Here is a 12,801-nt window from a genome sequence, read left to right on the forward strand (position 1 = left end):
AGTCTCTAGGAGTGATTCGATTGCAATATCGCCGTTTAGGGAATAGCGGGTTAAAGGTTAGTGAAATCGGATTGGGAAGTTGGTTAACATACGGTGAAACGATAGATCCTGAAAATGCGATAAAGTGCATTCATCATGCATATGAATTAGGCATCAATTTTTTCGATACGGCAAACGCTTATAACAGAGGAGAAGCAGAAAAGATTGTTGGCGCAGCTCTTAAAGATTTTCCTCGCTCCAGCTACGTTTTAGCAACAAAGGTATATTTTCCTATGGGAGACGGGCCAAATGAGCGGGGATTATCACGGAAACATATTATCGAACAATGTGAGGCTAGTTTAAAGCGTTTAGGTGTTGATTATATCGACCTATATCAATGCCATCGTTTTGATGAAGAAACACCTGTTGAGGAAACATTGCGAGCATTGGATGATTTAGTTGCCCAAGGGAAAATTTTATATTACGGCGTTAGTGAATGGAATGCTCAGCAAATTAGGCTGGCTATGTCGATCATCAGAGAGAAAAATCTTCGCCCGCTTATTTCTAATCAATCTATTTATAATATGCTTGTTCGCTATATTGAAAAAGAGGTATTGCCAGTCAGTCAGGAGGAAGGGATTGGACAGGTTGTGTTCTCACCTCTTGCACAGGGGATTCTTACTGGAAAATATAAGCCAGGTCAAAAGTTGCCTGAAGGAAGCCGGGCTGCGAACAATCAGATTAACACTTGGATAAATAGTTATTTGAGAAATGATGTGTTAGAATGCATTAGCCGCTTAGAGAATATCGCGATGGATTTAGGTTTAACGCTCTCGCAATTAGCAATTGCTTGGGTTTTGCGCCAGCCCGGTGTCAGCTCAGCAATCGTAGGGGCAAGCCGTCCATCTCAACTTGATGAAAATGTGAAGGCATCGGGAATTGAATTAACACCTGAGACGCTTGAAGAAATCGAGTCGATTTTAAAAGAAATTGATGGATTTGTGCCAATATGGTAGAAGCATGCAAGTTTTGGAGGTGAGTCCATTGAAGCAAGTGAAAGCGTTTGGACCTGGGGATTTAAGAGTGGTCGAGGTCGAGCCTCCCGTTCTCGGTGAAGGGGAGGTTCTAGTAGATGTTCATGCATGTGGCATTTGTGGATCCGATAAATGGTTTTGGTATGTAGATTCGCCTAATGATTATGTAGCGGGGCATGAAGTGGCCGGAGAAGTCGTTGATGTAGGTCCGGGTGTTAAAAATTTAAAAGTTGGTGATCGGGTCTCGGTTAATAATGTTAAGGGCTGCGGTCAATGCAGCGCTTGCCAGGAGGGGCAGTTTGTCCGTTGTTCGGGCTCTGTCACTCATATGGGATTTGGTTTTTCTGAAAAGGTAGCGGTACCGGAGTGTAACTGCCTCAAGCTGGAGCCGGAAATAAGCTATGTGGCCGGGAGTCTCATTTTTGATAATTGGGGTACTCCTTATTCTGCGATTAAACGAACCTCGATGAAAAAGGGGCATATCGTTGTGGTGACAGGCTGCGGACCGATTGGTCTAGCTGCTGTTGCTCTTGCCAAGCTTCGTGGAGCTCAAGTGATTGCGGTTGATCCTATAAAAGAGCGTTTGGAAGCCGCAAACCGACTTGGTGCTCAGCTAACAGTGTCGCCTGGAGCTGACGCGTTTGAGAAAATTAATACGTTTACAAATGATCAAGGTGTTGATATTGTTTTAGAATGTTCCGGAAAACCAGCCTCTTATGAACTTGCTTTATCAGTGCTTAAGGTTGCTGGAACGCTTGTTTCGATCGGAGAAGGAGCAAAATTTAACTTTAACTCCAGTGACATCATTCATAAACATTTAACGATTATTGGCTCCCTTTATTCCACGATGAAGGATGGAGCGGAAATTCAAGAGCTGATGGTAAAAGGGGAAATTGATCCGCTTGCTTTTGTGACCCACACTTTTCGTTTAGAAGAAATTCCTTCTTCCTTTGAAAAGGTCATTTCCTGTAGCGATGGACTTTTAAAAGCCGTCGTTGTCCGATAACTTTTCAATAACATTTCTCAGACCACCAGTAAGGATGCAGTTACTTCCTTACAGGTGGGATTTTTTAATATGAATAATAGTCATAGTAGAAAAGGGTGTGTGACATGAGATTGGGAGGTCCCGTTTTTATGGATGGTTATGATCCAGAAAAATGGATTTACTATTTGTTAAAAGAAAACTATCGTTCAGCCGTTTTTCCGCTTAGTTATGATGCGGATGAAGGACTGATCAAAGACTATGTGAAGGCTGCAAATGAGAACGATATTCTGATTGCTGAGGTAGGGGCATGGAGTAATCCGATAAGTAAAGACTTGCAGGTTCGAAAAGCCGCGATCGAGCATTGCAAAAAACAGCTTGAGTTGGCAGAAATGGTAGGAGCGAGATGCTGTGTTAACATTGCAGGCTCGAGAGGGGAGCAATGGGACGGCCCCGCTGCTGAAAATTTTACGAGTGAAACGTTTGAGTTAATTGTCGATTCTATACGAGAGATTATTGATACAGTGAAGCCTAAGCGAACCTTTTATACGCTTGAAACGATGCCTTGGATTTTTCCTGATTGTGCGGAATCCTATCTTGAGTTGATTAAGGCGGTCGATCGGAAGGAGTTTGCGGTTCATTTTGACCCTGTTAATATGATTACTAGTCCTAGAGTTTATTACCGAAACGGAGAAATGATAAAGGAATTTATCGCTAAATTAGGCCCATTTATCAAAAGCTGTCATGCTAAAGATATAATCATGTCTGCGAATTTTATGGTTCATCTAGACGAAACAAGCCCAGGAGCTGGAATATTAGATTATAAAGTACTGCTCTATGAGTTAAATAAATTGGATCGAGATATGCCAATTATTCTAGAGCATTTGTCCAACGAAAAAGAGTATCGAAATGCTGCTGCTTATATAAGAAATGTGGCGAAAGAATTGAACATTCCGATCTAATCTTGACAGGTTTTATTTTGAAAAGTGTCAAATAATATGGAAGCTGATCTTAAAAGATGTCAATAAATCTTTTGAGGCAGCTTTTTTGTTTGTATGATTCATTGTCAAAAATTTTGTGAAAAATTAGGATAGTATTTTAAATTTTCGGTATTATCGTAATTATCAATTATTTATACAATAAAAAATGTAAGCGCTTAAAAATATTAGAGGGGGTTGCGCCATGAAAAAATTTAGGATTTTAAGTTTTTTACTGGTTGTGATGTTATTATCGTTGACCGCATGTTCTGGCAGCAGTGAACAGTCCTCTGGAAAATCTTCAGATGATAGTGAAGGAAAAATTGAATTGACTTTTTGGAACATATGGACAGATCCTTCACCACAAAATAAGGCAAGTTTAAAACAAGTTGAAAAATTTATGAAAGAACATCCGAATATCGTGATTAAACAACAAAATATTCCGCATGACCAGTATAAAGTTAAGTTGAAAACACAAGCAGCTGGAAAACAGCTTCCTGATTTAATTCAAGTATGGCCGGGAGCAGAGCTAAAGCCATTAGTGGACGGCGGTTTAGTGCAACCGTTGGATGACATTGTAAGCAATTGGGATAGTTTAATCACCAACAAGGATTATTTAAAAGACTATCAAATTAGTGGAAAGCAATATGCCATTCCGGCGAACGTAACTCCAACAAGTGTAGTGTATTATGATAAAGATATGCTTGCGAAAGTGGGATATAACGAATTCCCTAAAACATATGAAGAGTTCAAAACACTTATTAAAAAATTAAAAGATAGTGGTACAATTCCGATTGCTCTAGGAAACAAAGCGCAATGGGTTCTTCAATCTAGTTATATTAGTACAATTGGAGATCGTTTGACAGGTAGTGATTTCTTAAAATCCGTATTAGAAACGGGAAAGAAAAAATTCACCGATGAGAAATTTATTAAAGCGGTGGGCATTATTAAAGAATTAGCAGATATGGGAGCGTTTAATGACGACTTCAACTCCATCGATAACAATCAGCACAGAGATTTATTCATCTCAGGTGATGCGGCGATGATGATTGACGGTGCATGGTCTTTAGGTCCAGTATTAGAAGCTGCGCCTAATAAACATATTGGACTTGCACTCTTCCCGCAAGTAGACGGCGGACTTGGTGATCCTACTGCAGTCTCAGCGGTAACAGGTACTGGAATTGCGATCAACAGTGAACTTAAAGGGGAGAAACTAAAAGCAGCACAAGAGTTTTTAAAAGCATTTTATGGTGAAGATTATTATAAAAATTTAATGAAAGCTGATATTTTAGTGCCTGCCAATATCGAGCCGCCTGCTGACATTAGCCCGCAGTTAAAAGAAATGGCCGAATTAACAAGTAAGAAGATTGCACCTGTTTATGATGCGACTCTTCCTACTGAAGTGACGGATATTATTAATGCCGGCTTGCAAGAAGTCACATTAGGAACGATGACACCTGAACAATTGGCTAAAAAGCTTCAAGAAGCGGTGGATAAGCAAAAGTAAAATAGCCGGATGGAAATCAAGACAGCAATTGTTCTTGATTTCCTCTTTTTTCAAGGAGGGAGCCTATGCATCTTTTAAGTCAGAAAAAATGGCCGATACTCATTGGTCTCGCACCTGCAATTATCGTTTATTTTTTATTTGCTATTATTCCCATTGTCATCTCTTTTTACTATTCTTTAATGGATTGGGACGGCTTTACCAAAATGACGTTTGTCGGGTTAGCCAATTTCAAGGAAGTCTTTAACGATCCGATTTTTTGGCAATCTTTAAAAAATAACCTTTATGTCCTAGCTGCCTCTGTTTTTGGTCAAGTTCCGATCGCGTTGTTTTTTGCCCTGCTGTTAAACCGAAAATTAAAAGGCGGGAAGTTTTTTAGAACGGTCGGTTTTATGCCTGTGGTGATTTCAACCGTTGTCATTTCTTTAGTTTGGGGAATGATGTATAACGCAAGAATAGGGCTATTTAATCAATTTCTCAAGATCATTGGGCTTGAGCAATGGGCACAAAACTGGCTTGGGGATCCAAAATGGGCCATGGTTTCTGTATCTATCACAATTATTTGGCAGTTTGTAGGGCTGTATTTAATTATTTTTCTCGCCGCACTTCAGAATATTCCGCAAGAAATTTATGATGCCTCTGAAATTGATGGCGCTTCGGGGTTAAAACAAACCATCTACATTGTTTTGCCGATGATATGGGATACGATTATCGTTGCGGTTATTTTATGTATCAGTGGAAGTTTGCGTACGTTTGATTTAATTTATGTAATGACATCAGGTGGGCCAGGACATGCTACGGAAGTAATGGCCATGTACATGTTTGACAAAACCTTTTCATCCACACGCTACGGATATGGCAGTGCGATTTCTTTATGTATCTTTTTCTTTAGTTTGGCATTGATTTATATTTCAAATCTCATTTTAAGAAGAAAAACTGTTTAAGAAAGGGGGAGTTTCGATGGCTCAACCGGCTTATCAACGAAACACAAATGTTTCCGTCCAAGAAGGAATAGAAAAAAAACAGAAAAATGTAAAAAAAACATTTATTTATTTCATTTTAATGATTTATGCACTGGTGAATACTTATCCAATTATTTGGATGGTGATCAATTCGTTTAAAAACAATATTGAATTTTCCAAAAAACCGTTTTCTTTACCTGAAGTATGGCAGTTTGAAAATTATAAAACAGCTTGGAAAACAGCACACTTGGATACCTATTTATTAAATAGCATCATTGTATCCGTTAGCGCGGTAATCCTTACGGTATTTTTGGGGGCATTAGCGTCTTACTTTTTAGCAAGGTTCTCATTTAAATGGGGAAAATACATTTATACTTTTTTTACCTTTGGTATGCTGATCCCAGTTCATGCGACGTTAGTCCCATTGTTTTTACTGATGAAAAATCTTGGGCTGTTAAATACGCATGTTGGACTGATATTGCCTTATATCGCCTTTAATCTGCCGATTACGATTTTTATATTAGTAAGTTTTATGAAATCTTTCCCTTTGGATATTGAGGAATCGGCGATTATGGACGGATGCGGGGTTTTTCGGATATTCTGGCATATCATTCTTCCGATGACAAGACCAGCTTTAGCCACAGTTGTTATTTTAAATTTTATCAACAATTGGAATGAATTTTCATTCGCATTAGTGTTGGTCAATGACGAATCACTGAAAACGCTTCCTCTTGGATTAGCGAATTTTGCCGGACAGTTTACGACAAATTACGGGGCACAAATGGCGGGATTAACGCTAGCAATTATTCCGACGATTATTATTTACGTGTTGTTAGAAGAACATCTCGTGAAAGGGATGACAGCCGGAGCTGTAAAAGGGTAAACTAAAAGATAAAAGTACCCATCCAGAGGTAAATCGAAATGAAGCGGTTCTTTTTCTTTTCTGATTGGAAGCTTCAATGGAAATTTTTATTTATTTTTTTAGTTTTTATTTTCATTCCGATGCTTGCCTTCAGCATTTTCATTTATTCTCAAGCGAATAAGGCTGTCCAATTGCAAGCAATTAACAATACGAAAGGGCACCTTGAAAAAATTAACGAAAATCTATCAGCTGTCTTGAAAGATATTGAAAATATTTCTTCCTATATGATTTACAGTGAAGATATCCGAGCTTATTTAAAAACCCCAAAAAATCTATCGAATTGGAATCGTTTAACCGATTTGGAAGATCGGATTAATGGTTTTGCGATATTTCATCTGACGTCAAAGTTTTACTTGCATTCCATTTCATTAATGAGCAACTATTATAACCAGATTCATATCGGTATTTATTATGATGCGAACGAACAAAATGAAAAGCTTTCGATGGAAAAAGCAAAAGAGCGAATGGGAAAAGTGTATTGGAGCGATGTATATACCGTGAAAGACCAATGGAAGAGAGAAAATAAGGTGATGAGTTTATTTCGGGTAATTAATGATATCAATAATGTCTCTCTGCCATTAGGCATGGTCGTCATTCGCGTGGATTTAAAAAAGATATATGATTATATCGAAACGGATTTTAGAGATTTAGAAAAAATGTTTGTAATTAGTCGGAACGGAACAGTGGTCATGCACGCTAATTCGACGTATATTGGGCGCGTTTTTCCAGATCAAAAAATTTTACAGGAAATCCGCAAACATGATCATGAGCCAATCACATTAAGTTATCAAAAACAACATACAACGTACCATGTCGTCACACAACCGGTGGATGGAACCGATCTTGTGATTATTGGATTTGTGAATGAGGCAAGCATTGCTGAAGGAATAACAGGGATGCAAAAATCTATCCGATTTATGATGATCGTGTTGACTTTATTAGGATTCATGGCCATGTTAGGCTTCTATCATTTTAATATTAAAAGAATTCAAGATTTAATTAAGCAAACACATCAAGTCGAAAAAGGAGATTTAACAGCAAGTGTCACAGTAAAACACAAGGATGAAATCGGGCTTTTGGGAATTCGTTTTAATAAGATGGTGACTAGGCTTAGAAATTTAATTGAAAATGAATACCAAATGGAAATCAAAAACAGGGAGTCTGAATTAAAATTACTCCAAAGCCAAATTAATCCCCATTTTCTCTATAATACGCTCGATATGATTAGATGGACAGCCCGGTTGGAGCAGGCCATGGAAACAAGTAAACTCATTGAACAGCTTTCCAAAATGTTTCGAATCAGTTTAAATAGAGGGAAAATTTTAATAACTATTCAAGATGAGTTATCATATAGCCAAAGTTACCTAGAGCTGCAAAAAAGAAGGTTAGGAAATACACTGGAATTTTACATCTTTTGCGATCATGAAGCTTTACAGGCGATTGTTTTAAAACAAATGATTCAACCGTTAATTGAAAACAGCATCAACCATGGGTTTGAGAATATGCGTGCACTAAAGAAAATCTATATTCGTTGTTTTAAAGAAAATTCCTATTTGATTATAGACGTCATGGATAATGGGAAAGGATTTTCCAATGAACAATTTGAAATGGTCACTAAAAAAGGATATGCATTAAAAAATATCCATGATCGCTTGAAGATTGCTTTTGGCAACGAAGCACAGATAGAGATCAAACAGAAAGCAGATCCTGGCGCATGGGTTAGAATTACTCTTCCGTTCAAAGAAAAGGAAGATGATGTTGAGGTTATTCATAAGTGTAGGTGAGTGAAATTTTGGAATTTAATGTGCTAATCGTCGACGATGAACCGATCATTTGTCATGGATTGCGGCATACCGTTCCTTGGGAGGAACTTGGCATCAATGTGGTTGGCGAGGCCTATGACGGTGAAGAAGCGCTCAGCCTTCTCGATCAATTGGAAGTGGATTTAATTTTATCTGACGTGAAGATGCCCATTATGGATGGATTGGAATTAGCGGAACATATTTTTACGCATTATCCTTACATTCGGATGATTATGATTAGCGGTTATGACGAATTTGAATATGCCAAACGCGCGATAAGACTCGGGGTAAAAGATTATTTGCTAAAACCTGTTGATATTGATGAATTAATAGAGATTGTCTCAAACATCAAAGAAGAAGTAATGAGGGATCGAGAGAAAGAATGGCGAATGAGAGCTAATCAGCTATTATCTTCCATTGTCATGGGCCAGGAAATCAGCTTGAATGAAGATTCCCTGAAATCGATCATTGGGAAATATCAGTTGATCGGGAGCGCGATTGAAAATTATTCAAAGACTGTCCATCCTTTAACGAATGAAAAAGAGCAGAAAGTCAAAAAACAGTGGATGAATCTAATTGAGTTTGAGTTAACTCAAAAGAAATGCTTTTGCACATCCTTGTTTGTGGGAAAAAATCTGCTCGTGACAATGTGTAAAATGAACGATCATTTTACGGACATCAAAGAAATGTTAAAAAAGGTTGAAAAAAAATTAAGTTATCCGATGTTCTTTTGTGTCTCTGATTCTTTTTCAGATACTGTTGAATTAAAAAAACAATATGATAAGCTGCTTGATGGGATGAAGACGTTGCCGTTTCAAAACGAAAAAATAATTTCTCTTAAAAATATTCAAATCAATCTACGTTCTCCCGCATTACCGGCGGAATTTGTGCAAAAGATAAAACAATGCAATTATGGTGAAATTAACGAAGTCGAAATAGTTGTTGAGGAGATGTTTGAATACTTCAAAAATGAGCATTATTTTTTGGAAGATGTCGTTTCCGTTTTAAAAAAATTAGAAATGAATCTATTTGAATGGTTTCGCCATAAGCCAAAGTTAAGATTGTTTGGTGAAATTGATGTGACCATTTATAATTCTTACGCCCAAATAAAAGAATTGTTTTTAGATGATCTGAAAGATTGTTTTTCTTATCAAGTGTTCGCTACCCAATTTGAACAGCGGCGACTCATTGAGAAAGCGATTTCTTATATTCATGAAAACTATCAAAAAGACATAAAGGCTATGGATGTAGCAGCATATATCAATGTTTCTCCCAACTATTTCAGTCAATTAATTAAACAAGCAACAGGGATGCATTTTAATGATTTTTTACACGAAGTACGGATTCAGCAAGCAAAGAAATTGTTAACTGAAACGAATTACCGCATCTTTGAAATTGGAGAATTAGTCGGCTATAAAGACTACAAATATTTCGTTCATATTTTTAAAAAATTGACTTCCATTCCTCCGTCAAAATATCGAACCATTGTGTCCCACGCAAAGTAGACAAACGAGGGATTGGATTTCACATATTACATGTTTTCAACTTGTAAAAAGTTAAAGGGGAAATGTGTCATGAAGATAACAAATAATTGGAAACTTCAATGGTTTGAACCGGGTGAAAAACACCCGCTTGAAATTGCGTCGCCTGCCTATATTGATCATTTTTGGATGACAACGAATGTGCCCGGGGATGTTCACACCACCTTAATCTCCAAAAAGATCATCGAAGATCCGTTTGTCGGTCACAATGATTTGAAATGCCGTTGGGTGGAAGAAAAAGAGTGGTGGTATAGAACCACCTTTGAATGGCAAGAAGAATTAAATGAAGGGGAATTTGTCGAACTAATTTTTGAAGGGCTTGATACGTATGCTACGATCTATTTCAATGGGGTGGAAATAGGCAGTACGGAAAATATGTTCATTGAACATGAATTTGAAGTTACGAGAGAACTGAAAAAAGGTAAAAACGTCATAGCGGTCAAATTTGATCCTGTTCACATACGCGTTGCTGGAAAAGAGAGAAATTATTGGTGCAGCTATGGAAAGGAAAGGAGTTGGATAAGAAAAGCAGCAATGAATTTTGGATGGGACTGGGGACCTAGGCTTGTGACGGTAGGGATATGGAAAGATGTCTATTTGTTGAAAAGAAAAAAAGCTAAGCTCCATAGTGTGTTCCCTAAAACAGTAGAACTGACTTCTGAATTGGCGATAGTAGAAGTGGAAGTAGAAACAAAATCGTATTATTTCACAAACGAAACGTTGACCGTTGAAGTGTTGATATCTTCTAATCAAGGATCGTTTTCTGCGTATTCCGTGATCGATAATAAAACGGGTAAGGTCGTTGTCGAAGTGACAAATCCGATTCTCTGGTGGACACATGATTTAGGCCAACCGTATTTGTATGAACTAAAAGTGTTATTAAAAGATAAGAAGAACAATATTCTTGATCAATGTAGCCAACTGTTTGGCATACGGAAAATAGTCATCGAACAAAAACATGAAAATGGTGAAAATTTATTTGCTTTTAACTTAAACGGAATTCGTCTCTTCGCAAAAGGAGCAAACTGGATTCCTGTTCATAACTTTATCGGTTCAGTTAATGAAAACCGATACATGAAATTACTTAAATTAGTGAAAGGCGCCCACATGAATATGATACGGGTTTGGGGTGGCGGCATTTATGAAAAAGATATTTTTTATGAAACGTGCGACCGTCTCGGCATTCTCGTCTGGCAAGATTTTATGTTTGCAAACGCTTTATATCCCGATTACAATAAAAATTTTATGAAAAATGTCCGAGAAGAAGTCATAAAGGTAATCAAACGATTAAGAAAATATACATCGCTCGCCCTTTGGTGTGGCAACAATGAAATTGATTGGATTTACGAAAGAAAAAAAACGGACGGAGAAGTTACAACACCTTTTTATGGAGAGACAATTTATCATCAACTCATTCCTGAGCTGTTGAATGAGCTAGATGGAACACGTTTTTATTGGCCGAGCTCACCATATGGAGGTAATGATTTTAATTCTGAAGATAATGGTGACCGTCACAATTGGCAAGTGTGGCATGGAAATGTAGAGCCAAGAAAGATTGGGGAACCTGTAATACAGAATATTTCGGTCGAGGGGGTTTCATTCAAAAATTATAAAAAGGATTGCACACGTTTTTCTAGCGAATTCGGCATGCACGCCTCATCCAATCGCTACACACTAAAAAAATATATCCCAGAAGGGGAGTTTTATTGGAAAAGTGACGAAATGGCGTATCGAAACAAAGATCATTTTCATGAAAAAGGGATTCTTTTGATGGAAGGATATACAGGGATTCCAACTGATATGGAAGAGTACATTCATTATTCCATGTTAACTCAAGCAGAAGGATTGAAATATGGAATTGAGCATTATAGGCGTAATAAACCGTTTACAAGCGGTGCCCTCATTTGGCAGTTAAATGATTGTTGGCCGGGAACGAGCTGGTCGATGATTGACTATGAATTGTTGCCAAAAGCGTCGTATTATTATGCGCGGAAATTTTTTGCTCCTGTCACGGTTACGATCGACCATGATCCGGGCAAACCGATCCACATATGGGGGATCAATGATAAGTTATGGAAAATCGAAGATTCTCTCGTAGTAGAAGTGTTCCATGTTGAAGGAAAGCAATTATTCTCTAAACAATATGACTTTGTCATTGAACCAAATCAAGTAAAACATATTGCTAGCTTTTCTGAAAAAAAGGTATTAAGGGGTGCGAAACCAGAAACAGTTGTCTTACGATTACGATCATTAAATGGGCGATTTTTAGATAATATTTATTATTTACGTGATTCAAAGGAAATGAATTATCCAAAAGCCCAGTTACAAGTCAGCCGTTCTACAGAAAACAACACGATCACCATTATATCCGATCAATTAGCTCGTTTTGTTACGATCGATATTCCACAAGAAGAAGTTCTTTGCTCGGATAATTTCTTTGATTTATTACCGGGGGAGACAAAAACGATTCAACTTCAGCATTTATCAGGGAAAGACATTCGAATTGATGAAATCTCTGTTTTTGCGTTGAATAGTATCTAAGTAACTAATTGGTAAAGCGAAGAAACAGGCATAAAAAACAATAATAGTTATAAGTGTACTTACAATGGCTGTTTCGCCCACAGACATCTGCCGAAATGAAACGTCTTTTACCCATCTGGCGATCATCGGGAAACTGTATGTGACTTTATTAAAGTTGGGGCTGTCCGATAAGTCCCTAAAATGAAGCAAGTGGAGAAAAACAATTCGTTTCTCTCCACTTGCTTTTATATTTTTTCGATTTTTATCTGAAAGAGGAGCCCAAGTTCGACAGTTTTGAGACCATTTTAGGCAAATGGAAATGACCAAAATGCTGTTATATCAAGGATTTTGTGATGCGGATCCTAGGAAAAAACGTCGAATTTCATAGGCACACGATTTATTAATTTATTCTTTTAAAATGAATGTTTATACGTTAGTTATAATATAGGCATGTACATACGACGAGTAACACGCAAAAACAAGGATGGAACAACCGTTGCTTATCTCCAGCTTGCTCACAACGAATGGGATCCGAAGGCCAAATATGCGAAAGCGAAGGTGATTTATTCGTTTGGGCG

Annotated in this window: 9 protein-coding genes; all 9 read left to right on the plus strand. The window is 37.6% G+C overall.

Annotation, left to right across the window (positions count from 1 at the left end; translation table 11 throughout):
* Positions 1-20 precede the first annotated feature (20 nt).
* The 9 genes from HNQ34_RS13720 to HNQ34_RS13760 all read left to right on the plus strand — a co-directional run bounded on the left by HNQ34_RS13720 (position 21) and on the right by HNQ34_RS13760 (position 12,244).
* Positions 21-995 carry an aldo/keto reductase family protein gene (locus tag HNQ34_RS13720; RefSeq protein ID WP_183255605.1) on the plus strand — a complete coding sequence of 325 codons (975 nt, stop codon included), beginning with the start codon at positions 21-23 and terminating at the stop codon, positions 993-995.
* A 37-nt stretch (positions 996-1,032) separates the two neighbouring features.
* The gene (locus tag HNQ34_RS13725) at positions 1,033-2,019 is read left to right on the plus strand and encodes a zinc-dependent alcohol dehydrogenase (protein ID WP_312856135.1); all 987 of its coding nucleotides are present in this window, start codon (positions 1,033-1,035) and stop codon (positions 2,017-2,019) included.
* Positions 2,020-2,147: 128 nt separating this feature from the next.
* Entirely contained in the window at positions 2,148-2,957 is an 810-nt protein-coding gene (locus HNQ34_RS13730; protein WP_246364210.1) for a sugar phosphate isomerase/epimerase family protein, read from the plus strand.
* A gap of 220 nt (positions 2,958-3,177) precedes the next feature.
* Entirely contained in the window at positions 3,178-4,479 is a 1,302-nt protein-coding gene (locus HNQ34_RS13735; protein WP_183255612.1) for an extracellular solute-binding protein, read from the plus strand.
* A 65-nt stretch (positions 4,480-4,544) separates the two neighbouring features.
* Complete coding sequence (locus HNQ34_RS13740) at positions 4,545-5,420, plus strand: carbohydrate ABC transporter permease (protein WP_183255614.1); 876 nt, start codon at positions 4,545-4,547, stop codon at positions 5,418-5,420.
* Positions 5,421-5,436: 16 nt separating this feature from the next.
* Entirely contained in the window at positions 5,437-6,321 is an 885-nt protein-coding gene (locus tag HNQ34_RS13745; RefSeq protein ID WP_183255617.1) for a carbohydrate ABC transporter permease, read from the plus strand.
* A 170-nt stretch (positions 6,322-6,491) separates the two neighbouring features.
* Positions 6,492-8,144, plus strand: coding sequence for a cache domain-containing sensor histidine kinase (locus HNQ34_RS13750; protein ID WP_183255620.1), 1,653 nt, complete (start codon positions 6,492-6,494; stop codon positions 8,142-8,144).
* 8 nt (positions 8,145-8,152) lie between these two features.
* Entirely contained in the window at positions 8,153-9,667 is a 1,515-nt protein-coding gene (locus HNQ34_RS13755) for a response regulator transcription factor (RefSeq protein ID WP_183255621.1), read from the plus strand.
* A 69-nt stretch (positions 9,668-9,736) separates the two neighbouring features.
* A complete protein-coding gene (locus HNQ34_RS13760) occupies positions 9,737-12,244 on the plus strand; it encodes a beta-mannosidase (RefSeq protein ID WP_183255623.1) in 2,508 nt (835 codons plus the stop codon).
* The last annotated feature ends 557 nt before the right edge of the window (positions 12,245-12,801 follow it).

Source organism: Anoxybacteroides tepidamans (assembly GCF_014201465.1).
GTDB lineage: Bacteria > Bacillota > Bacilli > Bacillales > Anoxybacillaceae > Anoxybacteroides > Anoxybacteroides tepidamans.